General features: G+C 63.6%; 26 protein-coding genes. 11 read left to right on the top strand and 15 right to left on the bottom strand.

The genetic code is table 11. The annotated features are described in order from the left end of the window. Window position 1: 1 nt before the first annotated feature. The 7 genes from C437_RS17775 to ahaH form a co-directional block, all read right to left on the bottom strand. The gene (locus C437_RS17775) at window positions 2-1,762 is read right to left on the bottom strand and encodes an ATP synthase subunit A (protein ID WP_004518389.1); all 1,761 of its coding nucleotides are present in this window, start codon (window positions 1,760-1,762) and stop codon (window positions 2-4) included. A gap of 2 nt (window positions 1,763-1,764) precedes the next feature. After that, window positions 1,765-2,088 carry a V-type ATP synthase subunit F gene (locus C437_RS17770; protein ID WP_004518388.1) on the bottom strand — a complete coding sequence of 108 codons (324 nt, stop codon included), beginning with the start codon at window positions 2,086-2,088 and terminating at the stop codon, window positions 1,765-1,767. Continuing rightward, window positions 2,085-3,158, bottom strand: coding sequence for a V-type ATP synthase subunit C (locus C437_RS17765; RefSeq protein ID WP_004518387.1), 1,074 nt, complete (start codon window positions 3,156-3,158; stop codon window positions 2,085-2,087). Before C437_RS17765 ends, C437_RS17770 begins: the two co-directional genes overlap by 4 nt. Further along, window positions 3,155-3,739 (bottom strand): V-type ATP synthase subunit E, encoded by a 585-nt coding sequence (locus C437_RS17760; protein ID WP_004518386.1) that lies wholly within the window; start codon window positions 3,737-3,739, stop codon window positions 3,155-3,157. Before C437_RS17760 ends, C437_RS17765 begins: the two co-directional genes overlap by 4 nt. 22 nt (window positions 3,740-3,761) lie before the next feature. Then, entirely contained in the window at window positions 3,762-4,022 is a 261-nt protein-coding gene (locus tag C437_RS17755; RefSeq protein ID WP_004518385.1) for a F0F1 ATP synthase subunit C, read from the bottom strand. A 218-nt stretch (window positions 4,023-4,240) separates the two neighbouring features. Next, entirely contained in the window at window positions 4,241-6,469 is a 2,229-nt protein-coding gene (locus C437_RS17750) for a V-type ATP synthase subunit I (protein ID WP_004518384.1), read from the bottom strand. After that, on the bottom strand, window positions 6,456-6,788 hold the full coding sequence (ahaH, locus tag C437_RS17745; protein ID WP_004518383.1) for an ATP synthase archaeal subunit H: 333 nt from the start codon (window positions 6,786-6,788) through the stop codon (window positions 6,456-6,458). Before ahaH ends, C437_RS17750 begins: the two co-directional genes overlap by 14 nt. Window positions 6,789-6,903: 115 nt before the next feature. On the opposite strand from ahaH, the gene C437_RS17740 reads away from it, so the two are divergent. After that, window positions 6,904-7,524 (top strand): methyltransferase domain-containing protein, encoded by a 621-nt coding sequence (locus C437_RS17740; RefSeq protein ID WP_004518382.1) that lies wholly within the window; start codon window positions 6,904-6,906, stop codon window positions 7,522-7,524. A 166-nt stretch (window positions 7,525-7,690) separates the two neighbouring features. Here the strand turns inward: C437_RS17740 and C437_RS17735 are convergent, their stop codons facing one another. Further along, on the bottom strand, window positions 7,691-8,923 hold the full coding sequence (locus tag C437_RS17735) for a DUF7096 domain-containing protein (protein ID WP_004518381.1): 1,233 nt from the start codon (window positions 8,921-8,923) through the stop codon (window positions 7,691-7,693). A gap of 154 nt (window positions 8,924-9,077) precedes the next feature. Here C437_RS17735 and C437_RS17730 point away from each other — a divergent pair, with 154 nt between their 5' ends. From C437_RS17730 to C437_RS17700, 7 genes are all read left to right on the top strand, one after another. Beyond that, entirely contained in the window at window positions 9,078-10,175 is a 1,098-nt protein-coding gene (locus C437_RS17730) for a helix-turn-helix transcriptional regulator (RefSeq protein ID WP_004518380.1), read from the top strand. Between the two features lie 84 nt (window positions 10,176-10,259). Beyond that, entirely contained in the window at window positions 10,260-11,051 is a 792-nt protein-coding gene (locus tag C437_RS17725) for an electron transfer flavoprotein subunit beta/FixA family protein (protein ID WP_004518379.1), read from the top strand. After that, window positions 11,051-12,001, top strand: a complete 951-nt coding sequence (locus tag C437_RS17720; protein WP_004518378.1) for an electron transfer flavoprotein subunit alpha/FixB family protein — start codon at window positions 11,051-11,053, stop codon at window positions 11,999-12,001. The genes C437_RS17725 and C437_RS17720 overlap by 1 nt, the downstream gene beginning before the upstream one ends. A 61-nt stretch (window positions 12,002-12,062) precedes the next feature. After that, window positions 12,063-12,905 (top strand): polyprenyl synthetase family protein, encoded by an 843-nt coding sequence (locus C437_RS17715; protein ID WP_004518377.1) that lies wholly within the window; start codon window positions 12,063-12,065, stop codon window positions 12,903-12,905. 45 nt (window positions 12,906-12,950) lie between these two features. Beyond that, window positions 12,951-13,514: an AAA family ATPase gene (locus C437_RS17710; RefSeq protein ID WP_004518376.1), complete on the top strand. Its 564-nt coding sequence runs from the start codon at window positions 12,951-12,953 to the stop codon at window positions 13,512-13,514. Continuing rightward, window positions 13,511-13,933, top strand: coding sequence for an RNA-binding domain-containing protein (locus C437_RS17705; RefSeq protein ID WP_004518375.1), 423 nt, complete (start codon window positions 13,511-13,513; stop codon window positions 13,931-13,933). The genes C437_RS17710 and C437_RS17705 overlap by 4 nt, the downstream gene beginning before the upstream one ends. After that, complete coding sequence (locus C437_RS17700; protein WP_004518374.1) at window positions 13,930-14,553, top strand: HAD family hydrolase; 624 nt, start codon at window positions 13,930-13,932, stop codon at window positions 14,551-14,553. The genes C437_RS17705 and C437_RS17700 overlap by 4 nt, the downstream gene beginning before the upstream one ends. 54 nt (window positions 14,554-14,607) lie before the next feature. Here the strand turns inward: C437_RS17700 and C437_RS17695 are convergent, their stop codons facing one another. The 3 genes from C437_RS17695 to C437_RS17685 form a co-directional block, all read right to left on the bottom strand. Continuing rightward, a complete protein-coding gene (locus C437_RS17695; RefSeq protein WP_004518373.1) occupies window positions 14,608-14,952 on the bottom strand; it encodes a hypothetical protein in 345 nt (114 codons plus the stop codon). Between the two features lie 243 nt (window positions 14,953-15,195). Next, window positions 15,196-16,251 carry a molybdopterin-dependent oxidoreductase gene (locus tag C437_RS17690; RefSeq protein ID WP_004518372.1) on the bottom strand — a complete coding sequence of 352 codons (1,056 nt, stop codon included), beginning with the start codon at window positions 16,249-16,251 and terminating at the stop codon, window positions 15,196-15,198. A 51-nt stretch (window positions 16,252-16,302) separates the two neighbouring features. Next, window positions 16,303-17,262: a lamin tail domain-containing protein gene (locus C437_RS17685; RefSeq protein WP_049919900.1), complete on the bottom strand. Its 960-nt coding sequence runs from the start codon at window positions 17,260-17,262 to the stop codon at window positions 16,303-16,305. A gap of 87 nt (window positions 17,263-17,349) precedes the next feature. Here C437_RS17685 and C437_RS17680 point away from each other — a divergent pair, with 87 nt between their 5' ends. After that, complete coding sequence (locus tag C437_RS17680) at window positions 17,350-18,243, top strand: CBS domain-containing protein (RefSeq protein ID WP_004518370.1); 894 nt, start codon at window positions 17,350-17,352, stop codon at window positions 18,241-18,243. A gap of 124 nt (window positions 18,244-18,367) precedes the next feature. Beyond that, window positions 18,368-19,102: a GNAT family N-acetyltransferase gene (locus tag C437_RS17675; protein WP_004518369.1), complete on the top strand. Its 735-nt coding sequence runs from the start codon at window positions 18,368-18,370 to the stop codon at window positions 19,100-19,102. Window positions 19,103-19,108: 6 nt separating this feature from the next. Here the strand turns inward: C437_RS17675 and C437_RS17670 are convergent, their stop codons facing one another. The 4 genes from C437_RS17670 to C437_RS17655 all read right to left on the bottom strand — a co-directional run bounded on the left by C437_RS17670 (window position 19,109) and on the right by C437_RS17655 (window position 22,302). After that, window positions 19,109-20,155 (bottom strand): hypothetical protein, encoded by a 1,047-nt coding sequence (locus C437_RS17670; protein ID WP_004518368.1) that lies wholly within the window; start codon window positions 20,153-20,155, stop codon window positions 19,109-19,111. A gap of 93 nt (window positions 20,156-20,248) precedes the next feature. Beyond that, a complete protein-coding gene (locus tag C437_RS17665) occupies window positions 20,249-20,815 on the bottom strand; it encodes a magnesium transporter (protein WP_004518367.1) in 567 nt (188 codons plus the stop codon). Beyond that, window positions 20,808-21,395: a magnesium transporter gene (locus C437_RS17660; protein WP_004518366.1), complete on the bottom strand. Its 588-nt coding sequence runs from the start codon at window positions 21,393-21,395 to the stop codon at window positions 20,808-20,810. The genes C437_RS17665 and C437_RS17660 overlap by 8 nt, the downstream gene beginning before the upstream one ends. Window positions 21,396-21,450: 55 nt before the next feature. Further along, window positions 21,451-22,302, bottom strand: a complete 852-nt coding sequence (locus C437_RS17655; RefSeq protein ID WP_004518365.1) for a DUF7537 family lipoprotein — start codon at window positions 22,300-22,302, stop codon at window positions 21,451-21,453. A gap of 131 nt (window positions 22,303-22,433) precedes the next feature. Here C437_RS17655 and C437_RS17650 point away from each other — a divergent pair, with 131 nt between their 5' ends. Further along, entirely contained in the window at window positions 22,434-23,834 is a 1,401-nt protein-coding gene (locus C437_RS17650; RefSeq protein WP_004518364.1) for a substrate-binding protein, read from the top strand. Window positions 23,835-23,957 lie beyond the last annotated feature (123 nt).

Raw genomic sequence — 23,957 nt, 5'->3', positions numbered from 1 at the left:
GTTAGTACAGCTCCCGCAGTTGAGACTCGATGTCGTCTTCGAGGTCGTCGATGTACTCATTGTAGTCTTCCTGCACACCGATACGGTTGAGCCGCGGCGCAGCGTCGATGTCAGTGATCTCCTCGACAGGGACACCGGCATCCAGCGCCTCGAAGGCCGCATCGTTGTACGTCTTGGCGGCGTCCATGATGCGGTAGGTCTTCTCGGGCTCACAGAACGTGTCCACGTCGTGGAAGGCGTTCTGCTGGAGCCACGCCTCGCGCAGGTAGCGGGCGATCTCAAGCGTTAGCTGCTGGTCCTCCGGCAGCGCGTCCTTCCCGACAAGCTGGACAATCTCCTGCAGTTCCGCTTCCTCGTCCAGCGTGTCGATGGCCCACTGACGCGTCTCCGGCCAGTCGGCCCGGACGTTGTCCTCGAACCACGGGTCGAGCTGGTCGCGATACAGCGAGTACGACTCGTTCCAGTTGATAGAGGGGAAGTGCCGGCGTTCGGCCAGGTCCGCGTCCAGCGCCCAGAACGTCTTGACGATACGCAGCGTGTTCTGGGTGACCGGCTCGGAGAAGTCCCCGCCCGGCGGCGAGACGGCCCCGATGACAGAGACGGAGCCCTCGGTGCCGTTGATGTTCTCGAAGTAGCCGGCGCGCTCGTAGAACTCACTCAGACGAGCGGAGAGGTACGCGGGGTACCCCTCTTCACCGGGCATCTCTTCGAGCCGGGACGAAATCTCACGCATGGCCTCGGCCCACCGGGAGGTGGAGTCGGCCATCAGCGCCACGTCGTACCCCATGTCGCGGAAGTACTCTGCGATGGTGATGCCAGTGTACACGCAGGATTCACGTGCCGCGACAGGCATGTTCGACGTGTTGGCGATGAGGCAGGTCCGGTCCATCAGCGCGTTGCCGGTGGTCGGGTCCTCAAGCTCCGGGAAGTCCTCAATCACTTCAGTCATCTCATTGCCGCGCTCGCCACAGCCGACGTAGACGACGATGTCAGCGTCGGCCCACTTGGCGAGCTGGTGCTGGGTGACCGTCTTCCCGGACCCGAACGGGCCGGGAATGGCGGCCGTCCCACCTTTCGCAATCGGGAACAGGCCGTCCAGCACGCGCTGTCCCGAAATGAGCGGCTCCGTCGGGGTCTCCTTCTCGACGGTCGGGCGCTGCTGGCGCACCGGCCACTCCTGGTGCATCTGGATCTCTTCGCCGCTGTCGAGTTCGACAACCGTCTCTTCGACGTTGAAGTTGCCAGACTCGATGGCGACGACCTCGCCGCCCTCGGAGTCGGGCGGGACCATCACCTTGTGGTCGATACTCGGGGTCTCGGGGACGGTACCGACGATGTCGCCGGCCTCGACCTCGTCGCCTTCCTCGACTTCAGGGGTGAACTCCCAGGTCTTCTCCAAGTCGATGCCCGGTGCGTCGACGCCACGGTCGAGGAACGCCGACCCCATCTTCTCTTCGAGCACGTCGAGCGGGCGCTGAACACCATCGTAGATGGCGTCGAGCATGCCCGGCCCGAGGTCCACGGAGAGGGGCGAGCCCGTCCCTTCGACGGGTTCGCCGGGGGAGACACCGGAGGTCTCCTCGTACACCTGAATCGTGGTGATGTTTCCTTCGATCTCGATGACCTCGCCCATCAGCCCTTCCGAGCCGACGTAAACGACGTCGTTCATCCGGGCGTCGAGGTCCCGAGCCGTTACGACCGGTCCCGAGACGCTTTCGATAATGCCGTCCTCGCGGACGTCTGTGTCTGTTGCTTGACTCATGGTTAGTCTTCGTCCATCAGGTCGATACCGATGGCTCGCTTGATCTGTTCACGCAGTCCGCCGCTGCCTGTGCCGCCGCCGAGCGTGACCATCACCGGCTCGACACTCGTCTCCGCGTCCTGCCTGACACCGCGTGAGAGATGCGACAGGTCGTCGTCGTGCATCACGACGATGCCGATGTCGTCGTCGTTGAGCATCTCCTCGACGGCGTCGTCGAGCTGCTCGTCTTTCTCGTCAGCAGGCACGTCCGCGAACTTGCGGACGCCTGCCAGCCGAAAGCCCGTCGTGAACTCCGGGCTTCCGATGACACCTATTTCCTGGCTCATAGTATCACCAGCTCCTGTTCGATTTCGTCGGGGCCGAGGCCGGCCTCGCGACCGCGGGCGATGGCCCGGATGTTGTCGACCTCGCGTTCCTTGGCGAGGACGTAGGACAACACCGGACAGACCGACAGCGGATAGCGGTTCGAGAGCCGGTCGGCGTATTCGAGCAGCGCCGCGTCCAGCGCCCGCTCGAAGTCGATGAGGTTGTCGGCCTCCTCAAGCGCCGACAGCGCTTGATCGAGATCCTCGCCGTACTTGCTCTCGCGGACGGCGCTGACCAGCTGATCGAGGTTCGTCGACAGCTGTGCGACCTCCTGTGCGTCGAACAGCTGGCCGCCCTCGATGAAGTACTCCGAGGGGTCGATGTCCGCGCCACTGCGGGCCAGACGGAGCGCATTCCGGAGGTTTCGGAAGTCGACTTCCGTCTCCAGGAACTCGACGTACAGCCCGGTCGGGCTATCTATCTCCGGGTTGTCCGGGAGTCCCGACAGCAACGTTTCGTAGAAGGCGCGGTCGAGCGCGTTCTCGAGGGGCACGAGGACACCGCTTTCCTCGTACACGTCGAACGCTTCGGCCAGCGACTCGCCGAAGATAGTGTCGTCGAGTTGCTCGACGACTTCTTCGATAGAACCGGCGTTCAGCAGGTCCTCGATGCGCCGGTCAGTGAACTCACCGGCACGGATGAGGTCGTCCTCGACCTCGGTCCGCTCTGCGTCCGAGTAGAGCCCGCGGATGACGGTCTTGACGTTCCACACGTCGAACTTCCGCAGGTAGCGGGCGATGTAGTCGTACAGCGCCCCCTCGGACCAGCGAAGCAGGTCGTCGAAGTGTTTCGCGAGGTTGCGGTTCAGCGCGTACTCGACGAGGTCGACGCCGTCGTACCGGGAGCCGAGCGCGTTCATCTCGGTCTCGTACTCTGTTTCCTCCATGAAGCGGGCGATTTCGCCCGTCCCCATGCGGACCAGCTTCCGGTAGTCGTCATCGTCGAACAGGGACGCGCTGCGGGCACGAACCCGTGCGATGACGTACTCGTAGTTGCTTCCCTGGCCGCTCGTTCCCGTTCGCGAACTCATTGGTTTTCGAACAGGCGGTCGCTGATTGCTTTCAGGTTGTCCTCCCAGACATCCTCAAGGATGGAATCGAACGTGTTGTTCACACGGACTCGTGACTCGCTGCTCTCGACGACGACGCCGCCGAGGCAGTCCCGCTCGCCGGCGTAGGTTGCGTCGTCGTAGTCTTCGAGTACATCCTCGAGAAGCGACTGGTCAGACGCACGGCCGTACACCGACAGCTCGTCGCTGTCGTCGAATTCATCGACGGCGGCGTCAAGCAGTGCGCGTGTCAGTTCCTCTCGTCGGTCCCCTTCGAGGGCCGCAAGCGCGTCCTCGACATCGCCGTGAACGTCTTCGAGGATGTCACGCCGGGCGTTGAGTCGGGCCTGTTTGGCCTCGAGCTTCGCGGAGGAGAGTCGCTGCTCCCGCTCCTGCTCGACGGTCCGCTCGACCTCGGCCTCGCGTTCCTCACGAATCTGCTCGGCGTCGGCCTCGGCGTCGGCGATAATCTCCTCGGCACGTTCGTCGGCCGCGTCGCTAATCTCCTGAGCACGCGCGCGGGCCTCGTCGCGGATATCCTCTACGACTGTTTGAAGGCTCATTATTGGAAAAGGCGGAGTGTTGTTAGACGACGAAGACGACGACAAGCGCGAGAATGACGAGCGTTTCCGGCAGGACTGTCAGGATGAGCCCGCGGCCGAACATGCTCTCGTCCTCTGCGATTGCGCCGACGGCGGCGGCCCCGATCCCTCGTTCCGCATACCCCGAGCCGAGCGCGGCGAGTCCGACGGCGAGCGCTGCGCCGGCTGAAGCCGGAATAGCTGGAGCACTGGCGGTACCTTCCTGCAGTACTGCGTTGACAAGGAGTGCGATGGTTTCGATCATGGATGTGTAGTCTCTGGAATTGCTCGTGTCCGAACAGGCGTATTTGAATCCACGTAGTTCATAAAGCTTCCCAAAACGGTTCGTCAGCGTGCTGTTCTGGCGGTTTAGCGGCTCTGCTGTTGTCGGTTGTGAGCGTGTAGCAGTCGACACTCGCGAGACGGAAACTAAAACCAGTGGTAACCGGCCACTGTCAGGCCGAAAGCGGGAGAAGCGCGCGCTCAGTCTTCAGTCGTGTAGTTGCGCTCGTAGCCGAACGGGTTGTACCGCTTCCCGCCGCCTTCGAAGAACTTCCCGAAGAACTCCACGTATTCGAGTCGCACACCCTGGAGGCCGGCGCTAGTGATACCGAGCACTAGCACGAGCAGGTGGCCGATGACGAGGATGAGGACGCCGACCAGCGCAGCAGCGATGCCCGAGTGGATGAGACCGGGGAACATAATCGCCTCTTGTCCGTATTCGGCGACTGCCCACTCAGGCCCGTGCCCGATGAGGAAGTGGAACTCGCCGTCGTGCGAGTAGGCCCCGAAGAACAGCAGGTTGACCACGAAGGCCATCCCGGCCTTGGCCAGCAACACGGCGGCCAGCCGCGTGTACGACAGGACGTTCACCAGCACGTTGAGGAATTCGACGACCTCGATGGGGTCAGCGAGGGCCAGCAACACGAGGCCGGCGAAGAAGAGGACCAGCCACGCCGAGAACGGCGCGCCCAGCCCCGGAATCGTAAACAGATTGATGGCCGGCAGTCCGGTGAAGCCCCAGGCGTACGGGTTCCCGGCGAAGACGCCAGCCTCGGCCGTGTAGAGGAAGTCTGGCGCTGCACCGTTCGCACCGGAGAACACCCACGCCCAGAGGCCGAACAGCATCAGCAGCCAGGAGCCGCTTTCGGTGACGGCGTCCCAGAGACTGTGGCTCAGGTTCTCGATGAAGTCGAAGACCCAGCCTGCGGCGAGGTGAACCGTCCCGGCGAGCAGACTCATCGTCAGCCAGGCCAGCGCGTAGCCGGAGTAAGTCGGCTGCAGGCCCTTGTGCATCGGCGGCTTGCCGCCCCAGACGATCTCCCCGAGCTGGTGGAGCCCGAAGAACTCGCCGTACAGCACGCCGAACAGCGCGGTGAACCCGCCGGCCCACATGCCGACGCCACCGAGGCTCTTCAGCACGTCACTGTCGACCTTCGAATACAGCCCGTAGCCCAGTGCCAGGTACAGCAGCCCGTACCCGAGGTCACCGATCATGAACCCGAAGAAGGCCGGGAACGTCAGGAAGAACGCGACCGTCGGGTCGAACTCGCCGTACTTCGGGCGGTTGACGACCTCAACGAGGTCCTCGAATGGACGGACGCCGCTCGGGTTGTCCTGAATGACGGGCGGCGCGTCGTCACCCATCGTGATGACGCCGCCGTCGGCGACGGTCTCCTGCGGTTGGCGCTCGCTTTCGGGCTCGGGCGCGTCGACGGAACTGCCGACCGGCTCGCCGCCGTTGCCGCCTTCGCGTTCAACTTCTTCGTGAGATTCCGCGTGCCCCTCGCTGTCGTACTCGGCGATTTCAATCCGGTCGATGTCGATAGCATCGCCGACAGTACTCGAAAGGGCGCGCTCGAACTCCTCGTAGCGCTCGTTCGGAATCCAGCCCTCGGCGATGAAGGCGTTCTCCGTCGTCGCGAAGGTGAGCGGTGCTTCGCCCTTTTGTGCCTCGATAGCCAGCTTCTCCTCCGCTGCGAGCAGGAATCCGGCGTGGTCGAGGCGGAGCTCGTCGAGTTCGTCTTCGACGGTCGAGAGCTTCGATTCGAGCTGTTGCTTCTCGTGTTCCAGCTCTTCGAGGTACGTCGACGGGTCGCCCTCGCCGTCGGGGACTTCGAGTCGGGAGAACGTTGCCCCGACCAGCGCGTCCTGCAGGGCGTCTTCGTCGGCCTGTGCGAACACGGCGACAACGCCGTCTTCGGTGAACAGCTCGAACGTTTCGATGTCGCTATCTGCGAGGACAGCCTCGATTTCGTCGCTGTCACCCTCGCCGACAACGACAGACAACGAGTCGTAGCCACGGAGCAGGTCGAGATCGATGCCGAGCGCGACGAACGGAGCCATCGTATTAATCTGGTCCTCGACGGCCCGGAGCTCGTCCCGAACATCGTCGCGCCGGTCGTCGAGTTCGTTGACCGCCGTTCGAACCTCGTCGAGTTGCTCCTCGATTGCCTCGTCGGTGACGACCCGAGTCGGCCCGGCGTCTTCCTCGCTGACAGCCAGAATGGACTGGAGCGAGCGAACCGTAACGAGCTTGTCCGATACCTCGTTGGTGCCCTCGAGTGAGTTCCCGGGTTCGAAGCCGTCCCAGGAGCCGTCATACTCGGTGACGTGGAGCATATCGAGGTCGTGAACGGCCTCGATAGTCTGCTCCATCGCACGCTTCGACCCCGTCACCGAGACGCGGCACATCTTCTCAGGTCTGAGCATGCACCGCCTCCTCGAACAGGTCTGTGACGTATTCGACTACCTCGTCGATCTGTTCACCGGCCTGCTGTTCGAGGTCGTCGCGTGCGCTCTCACCGTCTTCGATGATTTGCTCACGCTCGGCCTCGATCTCTTCGCGAGCCGCCTCAAGACGGTCCTCTGCGGCCGCCTCGGCCTCGTCCCGTGCGGAATCGCGGATCTCTTCGGCCTCCTCCCGAGCCTCCGCGATGCGGTCTTCGCGGTCTTGTTCGGCCTCTGCGACGATCTCGTCGGCCTCCTGCTCGGCCTCCTGTATCCTGTCAAGAACTTCTGGCCGTGGCATTCTCTAATCATGTGAGCGTTGCCAGAGCGGCTATTTGGTAGTTGCGAAGTTTCTCCGTGTGAGACATCGGCCAAAATCCGGGGAATTATCACCGCCAAGTCCTAAGCTGGCAGTAATGGGAGTCCTCGAGAACAAGGCCCGCGCGCGGACGTTCTACAAGTACCTCTCGAAGGTGTACGACCAGATCAACCCCTTCATCTGGGACGAACGGATGCGCGATGAGGCGATCGCAATGCTCGACCTTGCGCCCGACGACAGAGTCCTCGATGTCGGCTGTGGCACCGGCTTCGCCACCGAGGGACTGCTCGAACACGTCGATACCGTGTACGGGCTCGACCAGAGCCCCCACCAGCTCTCGAAAGCCTTCGAGAAGTTTGGCAAGTTCGGCGACGTACGCTACCACCTCGGTGACGCCGAACGACTCCCGTTCAAAGATAACAGCTTCGACGCCGTGTGGTCCTCAGGATCTATCGAGTACTGGCCTAACCCCGTCGACGCGCTCGCTGAGTGTCGCCGACTGACCAAACCCGGTGGCAAGGTTCTCATCGTCGGCCCCGACTACCCGAACTCGACAGTCTTCCAGAAGATGGCCGATGCTATCATGCTGTTTTACGACGAGGAGGAGGCCGACCGGATGTTCACTGAGGCCGGGTTCGAAGAGTTCGAGCACCACATTCAACAGTCTCGGCCAGGCAGTCCACGTGCAATCACGACGATTGCAGAAGTGCCCGAGTAAGCCCGTCAGTCACGAGCAACGCGAGTGGCCATTTTTCGGCGTACTTACCGTGACCGTTTGCATCTGAACCCGAAACGTTCGCTGACAGCCCTGAGCGAGTATTTCACATGCGGTTACGACGATTCAGAAGTGTCGGGTGACATCGGTTCACAACGTTCCTGCGTCGTTACGCCGACCCGCTGACAGGGACTTGAACCCGTTCGCCGTCCTGTGTGGTGGCGACAACCGTGTACTCTCCACGGGGTTCGACCGTCCAGAGAGCGCCGTCCGTCCCGGTCGTACCGAGCCGTTTGCCGTTTATTCTGACGGTCGCATCGGTCGTCGAGCCCGTGCTGTTGTCAGTGACCGTGATGAGCAGTGGTCCTGACTCGAACGACTGCTGAACTCGGACCCGAACCGACTGGTTTAGCCCTGTCGCCACTTCCGACCGGTCGACCGTCGTCAGTTCGAGCGTCTGGGTCTCATAGAAGACATTCGTCGTACCGCCGTCGAGATAGGCAGTCAGTTGGCCGTTCGAATGGTCGGCCTGAATCTGGTAGATGGCACTCCGGCCGTATGTCTGTACAGACGGGTACTGCTTACTGTAAAGCCACGGATAGAGGGCCTCTGCCCGCGTGTTGACTGCACCGAGGGAGTCGTCGGTCTGTGCGAACTGGTCAACTGCTGTCTGTTCACGGTCCTGTCCGAGATACGTCTCACGCGTGTACTGCCCGTCCGCGACCGTAGACAGCATATATCCCTCTGAAGACGCCTCAACGTACACCGCGTTCGGCTCGACTGTCCCGGCGGTCTCGTCGCTGATACGCTGGCTTATCGGGCCGCGGTGCGTCTTGAGTACACCCCTGTTGTTTTCCAGGCGGAAGCGCTGGGCCGGTGAGAGTGAGTAGTCCGGTGCAGTGCCGGCGGCCGCCCGAATTCCGTCAAGCCGGGAGGCAAGTTGACGGGACTCAACGTCGATCAATGCCAGCTGCCGCAGGAACTCAGTGGCGGTTATGGTACCGCTGGCGTATTGCTGGATTGCGGCCTGATTACGTCGTTCGAGACTCGTTCGCTGGCTTTCGATATCTGTCAGCGCCTCGTCGACAAGGCGGTCGCGAGCGGCCTCGCTGTCCTGCTGGAAGAACTGCCGCTCAAACGTCGTCGTCGCGTAATCGCTCCGGAGGTCGCTGGACCCGGCTGCAACCGCGACGCCGACATCGATTGAGGATCGGTTGTACGTCGTCGACCGGACATCACTGGCCGGGATCGCGAGATGGTTCGTCGTGTTGTCGACAGCCGTAATCTGTGGTAACTGGTCGCTGCCGTCAGCGGTCTGGGCCGGCAAGACGCCCCCAGCCACGGGGGCAGCCATGGAAACAACCATGAGGAGGATCACACCGACTGCGGGGAGGGGACGCATCACCGACAGGTACTCACCCACCGTACAAAAATCTCCCCATTCTCCATGTCTCAATAATCGCCTGAGAGGGGGTTAGACCTTTCAAAGCGTCCGCTGACGTTTTATTCTTGGATAGAAAGGGTTTTGCCCCCAGAACGTTCATCGATGAATGAGAATGACCCCGCGGCTTTCAGGTGCCCTCCTCCTTGTCCTGTTTGCCCTGTTGGCGACCCCACCGCTTGCGACAGCGGCAACAGCGGACACTGTCTCCGCACAGCAGACCACCGGGACGCCAGCACCGGTCGCGGAGAACACGACGTTTGCCCTCCAGATACAATCGAACGGCGACGCCAAGTGGACGATAACAGACACCTACGCGCTCGACGAAAGCGAAACTGAGTCGTTCAGAAACACCGGTGAGCAGTTCGCTAGCGACGACGGCGAGGCGGTGTGGCTGCCGGCGTTCCGGGAGGCAAAAGACGAGGCCAGTACGGTCACCGGTCGTGAGATGGAGATTACCGATGTCGACCGTCGGTACGAGGTATCAGACCGGAAGGGGCAGCTGATCCTCGAGTTTACGTGGACGAACTTCGCGGTTGTCACCAGCGAGAACATTGTCGTTGGGGACGCGTTCAATTCAACCGAGGGCACGTGGTTCGGGACGCTAACTGCAGACCAGCGACTCGTTATCTCGCCGCCGACTGGGTACGGGGTAGAGAGCGCCCCGAGCGCCGTCGACGACGGAAAGCTGGTCTTTGAGGGGCGACGGACGTTTGAGCCGGGATACCTGTCTGTCGTGTACACCGGCGAGCAACCGACGACCGAGACACCGACGGGAACCCCGGAGTCGATTTTCGGTGGCATCGGCTCGGCCTGGATCGGTGGAGTCGTACTGATGTTGCTGCTCGTTGGTGCCGTCGGGTACATGTTCAAAACAGGATACACTGACGCCCTGCCATCAGTCGGAGCCGGGGCCGACGACGCTGGAGACGACAGCACCACCGGGACGGCAACCGCAGCGAGCGACGCCACGGCCGCCGACGATGTCGATGTCGAGCTGCTGAGCGACGAGGAACGCGTCGAGCGGCTCCTCGAAGAGAACGGCGGTCGGATGAAGCAGGCCCGCATCGTCTCCGAGACCGGCTGGTCGAACGCGAAAGTGTCCCAGTTGCTCTCGTCGATGGACGAGGAAGGCCGCGTCGACAAGCTCCGCATCGGTCGGGAGAACCTTATCTCGTTCCCGGACGAGGACATCACCGACTTCGACGAGTAGCCCGTAGAACTGCCGGAATGTAAACAAGCCGGGCGTGGTTTCTGGTTCGAAAACGTTTATTCGCTGTCCGGTCGCACTGCCGGTATGAAAATTCTTGTCACGGTAAAGGAGGTGGCGGCTGTCGATGATGAGTTCGAGATCGACGGACTCGCTATCGACGACCGATACGTCACAGCCGACCTCAACGAGTGGGACGAGTACGCTGTCGAAGAGGCCGTTCAGGTAAAAGAGGCTCACGACGACGTCGAGGTCGTCACCGTCACCATCGGCCCGTCCGAAACCGACGAGACAATCCGACAGGCGCTGGCGAAGGGGGCCGACCGCGCAATCCGTGTCTGGGACGACGCACTCGAGGATGCCGGCCTGCTGGACCCCGAGACGAAAGCCGAGGTGCTGGCCGCCGTCGCCGCCGAGGAAGACCCCGACCTGGTGCTGACCGGGGTCCAGTCCGCCGACGACGGGTTCGGGGCCACTGGTGTCACGCTGGCCGATAAACTCGACATGGAGTGGGGCGCTGTCGTCAACGACCTCGATCTCGACCTGGAGGCAGGTGTTGCAAGCGTCCACCGGGAACTGGAAGGCGGCGTCGAGGAACTCACCGACATCGAGATTCCTGCCGTGCTGACGATACAGACCGGTATCAACGATCCACGCTACGCGAGTCTTCGGGGCATCCGGCAGGCGCAGAGCAAAGAACTCGCAGAGTACAGCCTGGGAGATGTCGGACTCGACGCGTCTGAAATCGAGAGTCCGCTCGAACAGACCTCGCTGTACGAGCCAGAAACAGAGGGCGAGGCGACGGTGTTCGAAGGGAGTCCCGAGGAGACGGCGGCCGAGTTAGCTGAACTGCTCGCGGAGAAGGGGGTGACCAGCTAATGTCGGTGCTTGCTATCGCCGAACACCGTCGCGGCGAGCTCCGACCAGTGAGTCTAGAACAGTTGGCAGCCGGTCGCGATCTCGCCGACGGACTCGGCGTCGAGTTACACACCGCCGTCATCGGCGGTGATGTCGAGGCGTTCGGGGCGGAGCTAAACCGTGAGGGCGTTGATGCCGTCCACACCGTCGACATCGGCGAGGAGTTCAACCACGGCGTGTACACGCAGGTCGTCACCCAACTGGCCATGGAGCTGGACCCGACTGTGCTCCTGATGCCGAACAGCGTCAACGGCCTCGACTACGCACCGGCAGTCGCAAACCGGCTGGACCGGCCGCTCGTGACCGACGTGGTCGACATCGACGCCGAAGACGGCCTCACCGCAACCAGAGAGCTGTACGGCTCGAAAGCCGAGACGACAATCGATGTCCACGCCGATCAGGCGGCCGTGACCATCCGCCCGGCCGAGTGGCCGACCATCGAAGCGGACGGTGACGCCGCAATCGAGGCATTCGACGCGACCATCGACGAAAGCGCCGTCAAGTCCACCGTGAAGGGCTTCGAAGAGGTTGGCGGTGGCGACATCGACATCACTGACGCCGACGTGCTGGTGTCCGTCGGCCGCGGGATCGAGGAAGAAGAGAACCTGGATATCATCCACGACCTCGCTGAGGCGCTGGATGCAACGGTGTCGGGTTCGCGGCCGCTCATCGACAACGGTTGGCTCGAAAAGGACCGTCAGGTCGGCCAGAGCGGGAAAGTCGTCACCCCGGACGTGTACATCGCTATCGGTATCTCTGGGGCCGTCCAGCACGTCGCCGGGATGAAGGGCTCGGATACGATTGTCGCCATCAACACCGACCCGAACGCGCCGATATTCGACATCGCCGACTACGGCATTCAGGACGACCTGTTCGAGGTCGTCCCGGCACTCACCGAACAGTTCCAGTAGCCGCGACGAACCGAATCGCGGGTGACAAGGTACTTTTTACGGTAGTCCTAAGGAAGCGGTAATGGAGTATCTCGAGCGCCGGCGAGACCGGGTCGAGGAGCGCCTAGAGGCGGTTCTTGACAGCGTGGAGCCGGACGAACTCGCAGATGAAGTGCGTCATGTGGCGCTTTCCGGCGGGAAGCGAGTGCGGCCGACGGTGACAGTGCTGGTGTGTGAGGCGCTGGGTGGGGAGCCAGCCGATGCCGTCGATTTCGCGGTCGGTATCGAACTCGTCCACAACGCCTCGCTGGTCATCGACGACATCATCGACGAGTCAGAGCTCCGGCGGGGGTCCCCGGCTGCCTGGGAGGCCTTCGGTCACGGCCCGGCAATCATCGCTTCCGACGGCCTGCTCGGCGAAGCGTTCAATCTCTTTTCGACAGACGAGCGCGCCATGCAGACCGTCTCCGAGTCGATGGTCGAACTGGGTGAGGGCGAGGCCATGGAGCTGGTCGCAGAACCCACCAACGAGAAGGAGTACATGGAGCTGGCCCGCCGAAAAACCGGGGCGCTGTTCCGCGCTGCGGCGGAACTGGGAGCGATTGCGGCTGACTCGGACCCATACACGGTCGAGGCTGTCGGCCAGTACGCCGAACGGGTCGGCGTCGCCTTCCAGATGCGCGACGACGTACTCGATGCGACGGCCGACGCCGAAACCCTCGGCAAGCCGGCCGGAACCGACGCGGAGATGGAGCGGCCGTCGCTGGTGGAAGTGACAGAGCTGACGACAGACGAGGCAAACGAACGGGCACGAGCCGAATCCGACGCCGCCCTGGAAGCGCTATCGACCATCGACGCCCCGGAGTCACAGTCGATGGAGTACCTGCGAGACCTTGCGGAGTTCGTCGTCGTCCGCGAACGGTGAGGCCGAACGGGAGGGCTTTTGCCCGCTGCTCGATTACGCCCGGCAATGACAGTTATCGGTATCGTCGGGCTGCCGGGCAGCGGGAAAAGCGAGGCAGCGAACGTCGCCGCCGAGATGGACGTGCCGGTCGTGACGATGGGCGACGTCATCCGCGAGGAGTGTCGTGACCGCGGACTTGACCCCGCGTCAGACCACGGAACGGTCGCGAAGGCGCTCCGGGAAGAGAACGGCCCCGCCGCCATCGCCGAGCGCTCGCTACCGATGATCGAGGCGGAGCTCGAATCGAACGACACCGTCCTCGTCGACGGTATCCGGTCGGATGTGGAGGTCGAAACGTTCGAAGCGGCGTTCGGCGACGCGTTCCTGCTCGTCGAGATAGACGCCCCGTTCGAACTGCGGGCCGAGCGGCTCGACATCCGCGGACGGGATACCGCAGCGGAAGACGGCGGCGAGCCGCTTGCGGACCGCGACGCTCGGGAACTCGGCTTTGGAATGGGCGAGGCCATGGAAATGGCCGACCGTACTATCGAGAACACAGAGACGCTGGCCGCGTTCCAGCGGACCGTTCGCACACTAATCCGTGACGGACCGGAGGCACTCGACCAATGAGCGCCGTCTACTCTGTCGACATCCGAATCGAAGCGCCCGTCAACGACACCGAAGTAACCGACCGGGTCGCAGACGCCGTCCAGAACCTCTTCCCGGAGGCCGACCCGACCCACCAGCAGGGCGCACTCGTCGCAGAAGTCCATACGATGGACGGGTTCTCTGAGCTGCTTCACCGGCGGGAAATCCTGGATACAGCCCGGTCAGTCTTCTTCGACAATCTGGAGGGCGACACCTTCGCCTTCGACGTGAAGAAGCAAGCAGCGTTCGAGGGGCGGATTAACTTCGCAGTCGGTGACCCCTCGGAACTGGGCGACATCCACGTGAACGTGACCGTCACTGAACCATCAACCGAGGAGTATATCGACTACGTCGCCCCGCCGACCGAGGACGGCCAGCCGGTCTACGACGAGGACACATGACGACGACCATCTGCTTCGACCTCGACGACACGGTCGTCCACTATCCGGAGCCCTACGAGAACATCATCCGACGGACTGTCGAAGCCCATGGTATCGAGTACACCGACGAGCTTCGGGCCGTTAGCAAGGAGGTGTTTTACACGGCCTTCGAGGCGCTTGAGCCGGACCCGTACCGCCAATCGATGGCCGCCGTCGTCGAAGCGGCCGGAGCAGACGTTGACCTCGATGCGCTGGTCGAGACGCTCAAAGAGACCGAGTTCGCGTCGACGACCGTCCCCGACACAGCCCGGGACAGCCTGACCGGACTTGCCGCCGACAATCAGCTCGCGATTGTCACCAACGGAATCCGAGAGCGGCAGGTCGCCAAGCTCGACCACCACGGACTGACCGACCTGTTCGACCGCTTTGTCGCCTCCTACGAGGTCGGCGCGCACAAACCGGACAGCGCGCCGTTCGACCGGGTCCGGGAGGAGCTGCCGGCCGACGAGTACGTGATGGTCGGCAACGAGTACGAAACCGATGTCGAGGGCGCGCGCAACGCCGGCTTCGTGCCGATTCACTACGAGTCAGGCGACGACGGCGGGCCGGACCTCTGGGATTCTATCGACGCACTGGTGTAGCGCACGCAACGTCAATGCAGACAGCACGAGTAGCAGAAGCTAGCAGCCAACAGTTCAGGCCAAAACCGCAGTGAGGATGATGCCGGTGTTCCACGCAGTCACTGCGACACCCAGAAGCGCCAGCCCGAGTGGGATGCCGATGGAATACGGCCAAGAGATCCACTTCCAGATGGCGAAAAACCCAACGAAGACGGCGGCTTTCAGTCCGGTCAACACCAGCATCGCGCGCTGTTCCAACAGTAGCTTGACCACGGGACTGAGTTCCGTCACGCCGGTAATGCTGTAGCCGACGAGTGTCGTGACGAGGTCGCCGACGCCGAAGAAGGCGACGGCGACCGCCCACAGGGCGACGGCGGTGTTCGACGGGCCGGCGAGTCGGGCGGGCTGCCGCCAGTTCATAGCCCCCGCTACCGCTTCACGGGACTTCGTTAGTAGTAGCTTCAGTGACAGCTACGGATGGTAAGCTGCTCTTTCGGCCGCTGTCCCTGTAGTACTGTGTCGAGCGCCGGGTCAACGTAGAGAGGCGGTGCGTCGGGGTGTACCCGCCCGAAGTAGGTATATACTGCAGGTAATCTCCTCTTTCCACGCGGGACTGCCCCGGAAGAACAGCGATCACCCCACTGGTGGCGCATATGGACACGCTCAGAACCCGCTCACAAATATCGCGAGCCACTCCCCGAGTTCGCGGCGCTTGCTGACCCGCACCGACTCGACCCACTTCACCCACTGGAACCCCCGGCGGCCGGGCGCGACGAGTCGGAGGGGGTAGCCGTGCCCGTGAGCCAGGCGCTCGCCGTCGACGTGGGTGGCCAGTATGGCGTCGCGGGCCTCGGACAGCGGAAGGCTCCATCGGTAGCCAGTGACAGAGCGGAACTGGACCCACGCCGCCGCGTCGTCGGCGTCGGCGGCGTCGAGTAGGTCGCCGACGCGAACACCTTGCCATTCGTGGCCGGAGTACCAGCCGCTCGTGCAGTCAAGCACCGCCGACTCGCTCGCGTTCGGCGAGAGTTCACCGGCGGCGTAACTGCTCTCGCTGGCGACCCGGCCGCCAACTGACAGCGACCAGTCGGCCGCGTCGACCGGCTCCGGATCGTCGGCGACCCAGCTTGTGACGGGAAAGCGGTTGCCGTCACCAGTTCCGTCCTCACGCGAGCCGGTGTACCTGCGGTCCGCGCCGGCCGAGTCCAGCGCGTCGTTGACCGGCCCCTGAACGCGCCAGAGGAGCGCACCGGCAGTTACCAACCCAGCGTACCGGAGAACATCACGGCGGCCGCCGCGGGTGGCCTGTGTGGGGGAATAGAACCGGGCGCGGAGGTGCACCAATAACAGCGGCGGGACCAGCAGGCCGAGCGCGACGTGGAGGTGAAACAGCCCCCACGGGCCGAGGTCGAGTGTGCCGCCAAATATCCACCAGACGCCGGTACCAAGCGCCCCAAGGGCGACTGCAGCCAGGCCGACCGAGAAGACACGGGTCGCGGTGAGTCGCGACGGCGCGACGCGGTGGGCGACACGGCGGAGCTTCACCGGCAACAGGAGCGTCAGGGCCACGCCGGAGAGCGCATGGAGGTCGATTATCCACGCGCTACTTGGAATACCTGCAAAGATGGTGGCGATGCCGGTGGCAAGCAGCGTCGCCACCGCCACAAACAGCCCCCAGTCGACCGCCCGTGGCGTTGGCGTCAACCGGCGGAGAGCCATGGGATAGGTTAGCACTGGAGCGGCTTATACTGCCGTGGCAGTGTGGCGGCGTCAGTACGACTGCCGGAGAATCGTTTCACCGCTGGCGTTTCGGACACTGACGGTGTCACCGTCGTTGTTCCAGACTGCCCCGTTCCGGTCCCAGTACCGCTCGGCCCCAGTGTCGGTGCCGCTACCGGTGTAGAGGGTGACCGAGCCTTTCGGGTCAAGGGTCAGGTTCGTGAACGTGTACTGGTGGCCCGCGTCGTCGCTGACCGTCCAGTCGGAGAGGGCGACGGGCCTATCGCCGGTGTTCGTGAGCGTGACGTATTCGTCGTTCAGGTTCTCGTTGTCGTTGCCCGCCGCGTCGGCGTGGATGTTCGCAATTTCGACGCCGCTGGCGCTCTCGGTAATAACCCCACCGTCGGCAATAGCCGTGCGGGTCACTGCGCTTGGGTCCGTACAGCGCCAGAGCCCGCGACGCTCGGAGCGGGCGGCGTCCTCGGCCGCGTAAAATCGCTCGGCTCGCGCAAATTTGCTGTCGTAGACACGCGCGTGGCCGGTCTCGACGAGGCGGTAATTGAACAGCGCTTCGTCGTGAACAACGTAGGCCAGTAGTCGGTCGTAGTAGCCACGCCGGTTCAGATTCGAATCGAAGGCGAGCCCAACTGTCTCACCAAGTAGTCGCTGCTTGGCGAGCGACGACGCGTTCGTGCCGGCCCCGCGGAGGCAGGACGCCCCGTCGTCAGTCCCGGGGACGCCCTCGAACTCCGCGGGGTCGTTCTCGGTGTGGACTTCGGGGGTGTCGACGCCGACGAGTCGGACCGTGTCACCGGTCCCGTTCTCGTAGGCGACCTGTATCGTGTCGCCGTCGACGACAGCCGTGACGGTAACGGTGACAGCCGCTTGTGGGACTTCGACTGCTGACTGGCCGTCGGCGGTCCCCGCGGACTGTGACGGCGTGCCGGTGAAGCCGCTACAGCCGGCGGCGACCACGAGAACGACGGCGAAACCGAACACGGTCCATCGCATCGGATAGACCTTGTCGGCCGGCGGCACAAGCGTGACGGTGTCACTGGGCGGACTGTTATAGGTTTGCCACGAGTGGGTGTCCGTACAATGCTCGTCCCGCTGCAAGTCAGAGAGATCATGCGGACACCAGTCGAAACCATCAGCCCCGACGCCCCGGTCATCGAGGCGGCCCGGCGACTCCGCGACGAGGACATCGGCTCGCTCGTCGTCGAGTCCGACGGTGACTGTGTCGGTATTATCACGGAGAGTGACGTCGTGGCGGTCGCCGCGGTAGAGGGAGACACCAGAGCGTTGTCAGTCAGTGACGTGATGGCCGAGACGCTGGTGACGGTCACCCCCGACGCGGACATCGAAACGGCCGTCGAGCGGCTCCGGACGAACAACGTCAAGAAACTACCCGTCGTCGAGGACGGCGAACTCGTCGGGATCGTCACAACGACCGATATCTCGGACTACATCCCGCATCTCACGCGGGCGAGGGGAGCGACCGGCGAGCCGTCACAGCGAGAGCAGTTCACCCGGCCGGACACGCTGTACGAGGACGAGGACTGGACCTTCGAGAGCTACGGGACCGCCGACGGCATCGACGTGGGGGACCACGTTCGGTTCAGCAAGACAATCTCCCAGGCGGACGTGGAGGCCTTTGCCGAGGCCAGCGGCGACACGAACAGACTCCACCTCGACGCGGCGTTCGCGGACGGGACGCGGTTCGGCCGCCGAATCGTTCATGGAACACTTGTTTCCGGCGTCATCAGCGCGGCCCTGGCCCGACTGCCCGGGCTGACCATCTACCTCTCACAGGAACTGAGCTATCAGGGACCCGTCGACATCGACGAGGAGGTCACGGCCCGCTGTGAGGTCGTCGAGCGGATTCAGGACAACCGGTTCCGGCTGGCCACGGCCGTCGACGACTCAGAGGGGAACTGTGTCATCGAGGGCGATGCCGTCGTCATCTCTGACCCGATTCCGGACGCGGCCTGAACTTCGGGGCAGGCCTATCTCGTCACGCTCGACCGGGACTGCTCGCACAGAACTCCCACCGCGTTTCACGTTTTATGTTACCAAAACAACAATTGTTAATAATCTGCTAGTATATATGCCAGATATGGACGCTGTCGAACGGCCGACTTTCGAGACGAGCGCGGCGATGGAGGTGTATCAGTACGTCGAGCGACACGGGACCGCGGCGCGACACAGAGTCCGCGAGATGGTAGACCTCTCGCCGGAGGCGTTCGAGGAGGCCCTGACACACCTCCTGTCGAAGGGGTACATCGAGGACGATGGCGGGACCCTGACGTTGGCGCTCGATGTTGGCTCCGTCGAGCAACACACCACGAACGGGTTGACGTACACGATTCGACCGGCCCACAACGATGATTTCGAGGGGCTCGTCCAGACGATTCGGAACGTCTCCAGCGACGGCACGTACGTCGTCGCCGAGAGCGTCGCCGAGCAGTTGCTGTACGAGGACGCTGTCACCCGGCACAACACGGTCGAATCGCGGGTGTTCTTCGTCGCCACAATCGACGGCGAGGTCGTCGGGTGGTGTCACCTCGACATCCCGCAACTGGACAAGCTCCGCGAGACGGCCCAGCTCACCGTCGGCGTCAGGGAGGAACAGCGAGGGCAGGGCATCGGCAGTCAGCTCATGAACCGTGGGCTGGACTGGGCGAAGGCCAACGGCTACCGGAAGCTGTACAACAGCGTGCCGGCAATCACGGAGAATGCGATGGTGTTTCTGGAAGACCACGGCTGGCACACCGAGGGCATCCGGCGGAACCACTACACCGTCGACGGCGAGCAAGTCGACGAAGTGATGATGGCCTACACGTTCGAGTAGAGCCCGCTACAGGAGGACGACCAGCGCCAGCGCGATCCAGACGATTTTCAGTCCCGTGTTGACGACGATTACTTTCGAGCCGAACTCCCGGCCCCAGATGCCGTACTGGAAGGGAATCGAGCGCTTGAACGTCGAGACGGCAAACGAGATGATGCCGCCGACGAGCATCGTCGCCACGGCGGTCCGTGCGGTGAACGTCCCGTTCCGGATGAGCGGGGCGATGACTGTCGCCCCCGAGGTGGTATCCAGCGCGTACGCGGCGATGACGGGGATGGCCGCCCCGGGCAGCCCCAACAGGCCGGCGAACCCGTCGGCAGCAGTGGTCACGGAGGCGCCGTCGCTGCCAGCCAGCGCCAGCAGTTCATCGCTGTACGCAAGCAGTAGCGAGACGACGGCGTAGATGGCCGCCAGCCGCGGCAGGATATCGCGAACTTTCTCGGCGGTGGCATCGAATGCGGACCTGACGGCCGCTCGACGGCTATCCGGACGCTCGTCGAACACGTCGCCTGCGTCGTCGGCCGTCCCACCGTCCGGGGCCGGGCCAGCACCAGCGGTCGACCGACCGACGTTGGACGCGTCCAGCAGCACCGCACCGGCGGCGATGCCAGTCAGTGTAATCGCCAGCGCGATGAGTCCCCGCGTGGCGACGTACAACACCCCGACCCGAAAGCCCAGAATGGGGATGAGGATCGGCGCGTAGAAGGTGATGATGTGCTGTGCGAAGCCGAAGAACGTGTTGATGGTGACGGCGATTATCGTCGCGCGGTCGGACAGCGCGCCGGACTCCCGGAAGTCGGCAAGCATCCCGTAGCCGGCGGTCGTCGACGCTGTCGTCGTCAGGATGGCCGTGCCGACCTCATCCGGGAGGTTCGCCGGCGACGTGAGATAGCGCGAGACGACGGCGATCTTCTCGACCAGCCCGAACGCGACCGCCAGTTCCGCGAGGAACACGCCAAACGATAGGAAAAACGTGATGCGGAGGACTCGGACGGCAACCTCCCCGAGGACAGCGACCGCCGGATGGCCGAGCACTGCGGCGACGAGCGACTGCACGGCCGAAAGTAGGGGTCTGGGCGGCAAAGGCCCATCGGTAGCGACAGTCGAGCGAGCAATCGCGTCCCCGGATAGCACAGCCAGTTCACGCAGTCACACGAGCACGCGAACAGTACCGAACAGCACCACCACGCCCAGCACGTCACAGACGTTCGTGACGACAGGGATGACCACGTCGTCGGGGTCCAGTTCGAACCGGTAGGCGGCGTAGGTCGTCACCGTCGTCACGACGATAGCCAGCACCGCCAGCAGACTCCCGCTGACGAGCGCGACCAGAACGACTGTCCGAAGCGGGAGCGCAGTGCCGCCGATGACGGTCTGGAGGAGCCACGCACCGGCACCGACAAGCGGGAACAGCGTCACCGCGAGGGCAACGGTAGCGATAGCGTTGCCGGCGAGACGGTCGTCGGTCGCCGAAAACGACAGGAGTCCGAGATGGAACGCCGTCGAGAACCGTGCTGCGAGGATACTGCCGAGGTTCCCTGCCATGCCGATTGTCACCGGGACGAGCACGAGTAGCGACGGGTACTGCAACAGCGTTCCCTCGAAGGTATCGAGGACGAGGCCGCTCCCGAGTTCGATAGCGGTGAGTACGACCAGAATGGGAAACATCGTCCGGACGATGCCCGAAACCGACCACTGGGAGGCGAACTCAGCCACTCAGCCACCCCCCCAGCGCGAGAACGAGACGGGTCGCGCCCAGCAGCGTTGCGATACCGACCACGTCGCCCGTCGTCGTCACGACTGGGCCAGCCAACGTATCCGGATTGAGTCCGCGGCGGTAGCCGACGAACACGACCGAGACGACAGCGATGGTCAACAACAACCCAGAGACAAAGCCCGCGATAAGCGCAATGGCGACGAGGGTCGTGAGCGGGGCCGACGGTCGACCGACCAGCGCGAGCAGGGCGACGGCCATCACCGCAGCGACCCCGCTGATGAGTACGCCGTTTGCCAGTGCCGCCGCGACGGCGGCATTGATGCGGTCGTCGTCGAAGGAGAACTGCGGGTCGATGAGCCCCTGATGGAGTGCTGACCCCAGACGTGCCCCGAGCGAGCCGTAAACGTTCCCACGGGTGGCAAGCAGCGCCGGCACCAGCACGAGCAGTCCCGCAACGTCCTGTAACTCCGCGTCCATGCCACCGAGGACGACGCCCGCGAAGAGGCCACCGACTGCACTGAGCGCCAGCACCGGGAGCGATTCCCGGTAGGCTTCGAGTGCCACCTCACGGACAGTCATTGCAGGGCGAAAGACGGGGAGCGAAAAAAATCCCCCTGATAGCGCTGGCGACGCCTCAACCGGAAGTCGACTGTGCCCTGTCACGCCACGGTGGCGGCCCGACCGTCGTGTTCCCGACCGCGGTAAACCTGACAGTTCTGGTGACGGTGACCGGCTCTCCGCTGTCCGTGACCGTCGTGTAGCCGGTCCGGTAGTACCGGACGAGGCCCGACTGCCTGACGTGGGCGACGAGTGTCGCGTTCTCCCGGGCGGCCCACGTTGTCGACGTCGTGTTTTCCCGCAGTCGGTCGCCCCTGATGACGTAGGCGGTCCCGTCCGACTGCTGGGACCGCGTGGTTCGGGTGTGGAACGGGGCAACGGTCCGAGTGACGTCGGCGGCCGGCCGTCCGTTCAACGCGGCGGAATGGACCCAGTATCGCCACGTGCCGGCGTAGCTGTCCGGCGGGTCGTACTCGTTGTAGATCGTCTGGTTGTCGCGCACGAGCCGGCGGAGGTACGTGTCGCCGTCGGACCAGAACGACGCGGTCGCCGGCGGCCGACCGAGGAGCACCGGGGCCGCGTGCCCGCGGACGGAGATGTTCGTGAGGTACGTCCGGTTCGCGTCCAGCGCGACGTGGACTCGAAGGTGGGACCGCAACGACCCGTTCGCATACCGGACGGTCCGGTTCATCGTCAGGGTGTATCCGGTTCCGTTGAGACGGTCCCCGTGTGCGGACCCAAGTAGAGATGGGCTGGTGACACCCGCCGGTCCAACGCCGGCCGGATACGCGGTCGCAGAGTCAGTCGGCACTGGAGCAGGCGTCACCGGCGTCGGCGAGCCGTCGCCGCCGCTGAACCCGAGCCCCCCACAGCCTGCGGTAACGACGACGGTGAGGACGAGTAGCTGCCACCCCGCGTGCCCCGCCATGCTATAACAAACTATTCAGATCGAAATAAGTCTGCGGATCGTAATGTAATCGGAATCTGTCGGCCCGTAGATGTGAAATCGTTGATTAACCTACCGAAACTATTATGATATATACAGACACCGTATGGAACATGCCAACTAATGGCAGATCGGTCAACCGACGACAGTTGCTGAAGAGTACGGGCGTCGCAGGTGTGGCAGGGCTGACGGGACTGGCCGGTTGTTCCGGTGGCGACGGTGGCGACGGTGGCGACGGTGGTGGCGACGGCGGCGATGGTGGCGGTGATGGCGGCGACGGCGGCGATGATTACCCGGCACTCGGGAACTTCCCGGTCGAGGGCGACACGGTTACGTTCGGCTTCAACGTTCCACAATCCGGGCCCTATTCATCGGAGGGACAGGACGAGCTCCGGGCATACCAGCTAGCGAAGAAGCATCTCAACAACGGCGGTGGTTGGGTGGACAGCTTCGAGGACCTCAGCGGCGACGGCGTCCTCGGGTACACGGTCGAGTCGGTGAACGGCGACACAGCGACCGACGCCGACACCGCCCGGCAGTCCGCCTCGCGGATGATAAACCGGGACAACGTGGTGATGATCTCGGGTGGCTCATCCAGCGCGGTGGCCATCGCCGTGCAGGGCCTCTGTCAGACGGAGAAGGTCATGTTCATGGCCTGTCTGACTCACTCCAACGACACGACCGGGAAAGACTGCGCCCGGTACGGGTTCCGGGAGATGTTCAACGCGTACATGACCGGCCAGGCGCTCGCGCCGGTACTGGAAAACGAGTACGGTTCGGACAACTCCTTCTATCAGCTGTACGCCGACTACTCCTGGGGCCAGACCCAGCAGGACTCGATGAACCAGTTCCTCTCGGAAATCGGCTGGGAGGAAGTCGACAGCGTTCCGACGCCGCTTGGGACCAGCGACTTCTCCTCGTATCTCTCGGAGGCCGCAAACAGCGGCGCGGACGTACTCGTGCTGAACCACTACGGGCTGGACGGCGCGAACTCCGTCTCGCAGGCCGTCGACGCCGGTATCGACGAGGACATGGAGCTTGTCGTTCCGCTGTACAACCGCCCGATGGCGCAGGCCGCCGGTGGCTCCATCGAGGGCATCTTCGGGACAATCGCCTGGGACTCCCAGATCGACAACGAGGCGTCGAACGCGTTCACGCAAGCGTTCCAGGACGAGTACGACCGCGTCCCCTCCGGACCGGCCCAGCTCGCCTACGCACAGACGCTCCAGTACGCGGCCGCCGCCGAACGAGCGGGCACGTTCTACCCGCCGGAAATCATCCGCCAACTGGAGGACTACGAGTACAGCAACATCGGGATGGGTTCGGAGACGATGCGTGCCTGCGACCATCAGGCACAGCGTGACATCCCAGTCGCTCAGGGGCTCCCTGCGAGTGAGCAGGGCGACGGGAACTTCATCGACATTGTCGAGATCACGTCCCGGGACGATGTCGGCTACGGCTGTGATTCCGGGCCGGCTGCGGAGTGCGATCTCGGCGAATACGGCGACGAATAGGCCAGAATCCGGACAGGGGAGCGTTCCCTCATGATTTATAGTTCATGAGGTTGCCTTACTTGATACACAAAAACTAGCATGATTAGGAATACGCAGATAGTACGAGCGGAGTGCAGCGGGGGG

Source organism: Haloarcula vallismortis ATCC 29715 (genome assembly GCF_000337775.1).
GTDB classification, from domain to species: Archaea; Halobacteriota; Halobacteria; order Halobacteriales; family Haloarculaceae; genus Haloarcula; species Haloarcula vallismortis.
This window is presented reverse-complemented; position numbering and strand designations above follow the sequence as displayed.

Excerpts from the sequence above, each read along its gene's own strand:
- C437_RS17775 (WP_004518389.1), bottom strand. The coding sequence starts at position 1,762 with ATGAGTCAAGCAACAGACACAGACGTCCGCGAGGACGGCATTATCGAA.
- C437_RS17770 (WP_004518388.1), bottom strand. The coding sequence starts at position 2,088 with ATGAGCCAGGAAATAGGTGTCATCGGAAGCCCGGAGTTCACGACGGGC.
- C437_RS17765 (WP_004518387.1), bottom strand. The coding sequence starts at position 3,158 with ATGAGTTCGCGAACGGGAACGAGCGGCCAGGGAAGCAACTACGAGTAC.
- C437_RS17760 (WP_004518386.1), bottom strand. The coding sequence starts at position 3,739 with ATGAGCCTTCAAACAGTCGTAGAGGATATCCGCGACGAGGCCCGCGCG.
- C437_RS17755 (WP_004518385.1), bottom strand. The coding sequence starts at position 4,022 with ATGATCGAAACCATCGCACTCCTTGTCAACGCAGTACTGCAGGAAGGT.
- C437_RS17750 (WP_004518384.1), bottom strand. The coding sequence starts at position 6,469 with ATGCTCAGACCTGAGAAGATGTGCCGCGTCTCGGTGACGGGGTCGAAG.
- ahaH (WP_004518383.1), bottom strand. The coding sequence starts at position 6,788 with ATGCCACGGCCAGAAGTTCTTGACAGGATACAGGAGGCCGAGCAGGAG.
- C437_RS17740 (WP_004518382.1), top strand. The coding sequence starts at position 6,904 with ATGGGAGTCCTCGAGAACAAGGCCCGCGCGCGGACGTTCTACAAGTAC.
- C437_RS17735 (WP_004518381.1), bottom strand. The coding sequence starts at position 8,923 with ATGCGTCCCCTCCCCGCAGTCGGTGTGATCCTCCTCATGGTTGTTTCC.
- C437_RS17730 (WP_004518380.1), top strand. The coding sequence starts at position 9,078 with ATGACCCCGCGGCTTTCAGGTGCCCTCCTCCTTGTCCTGTTTGCCCTG.
- C437_RS17725 (WP_004518379.1), top strand. The coding sequence starts at position 10,260 with ATGAAAATTCTTGTCACGGTAAAGGAGGTGGCGGCTGTCGATGATGAG.
- C437_RS17720 (WP_004518378.1), top strand. The coding sequence starts at position 11,051 with ATGTCGGTGCTTGCTATCGCCGAACACCGTCGCGGCGAGCTCCGACCA.
- C437_RS17715 (WP_004518377.1), top strand. The coding sequence starts at position 12,063 with ATGGAGTATCTCGAGCGCCGGCGAGACCGGGTCGAGGAGCGCCTAGAG.
- C437_RS17710 (WP_004518376.1), top strand. The coding sequence starts at position 12,951 with ATGACAGTTATCGGTATCGTCGGGCTGCCGGGCAGCGGGAAAAGCGAG.
- C437_RS17705 (WP_004518375.1), top strand. The coding sequence starts at position 13,511 with ATGAGCGCCGTCTACTCTGTCGACATCCGAATCGAAGCGCCCGTCAAC.
- C437_RS17700 (WP_004518374.1), top strand. The coding sequence starts at position 13,930 with ATGACGACGACCATCTGCTTCGACCTCGACGACACGGTCGTCCACTAT.
- C437_RS17695 (WP_004518373.1), bottom strand. The coding sequence starts at position 14,952 with ATGAACTGGCGGCAGCCCGCCCGACTCGCCGGCCCGTCGAACACCGCC.
- C437_RS17690 (WP_004518372.1), bottom strand. The coding sequence starts at position 16,251 with ATGGCTCTCCGCCGGTTGACGCCAACGCCACGGGCGGTCGACTGGGGG.
- C437_RS17685 (WP_049919900.1), bottom strand. The coding sequence starts at position 17,262 with ATGCGATGGACCGTGTTCGGTTTCGCCGTCGTTCTCGTGGTCGCCGCC.
- C437_RS17680 (WP_004518370.1), top strand. The coding sequence starts at position 17,350 with ATGCTCGTCCCGCTGCAAGTCAGAGAGATCATGCGGACACCAGTCGAA.
- C437_RS17675 (WP_004518369.1), top strand. The coding sequence starts at position 18,368 with ATGGACGCTGTCGAACGGCCGACTTTCGAGACGAGCGCGGCGATGGAG.
- C437_RS17660 (WP_004518366.1), bottom strand. The coding sequence starts at position 21,395 with ATGACTGTCCGTGAGGTGGCACTCGAAGCCTACCGGGAATCGCTCCCG.
- C437_RS17655 (WP_004518365.1), bottom strand. The coding sequence starts at position 22,302 with ATGGCGGGGCACGCGGGGTGGCAGCTACTCGTCCTCACCGTCGTCGTT.
- C437_RS17650 (WP_004518364.1), top strand. The coding sequence starts at position 22,434 with ATGCCAACTAATGGCAGATCGGTCAACCGACGACAGTTGCTGAAGAGT.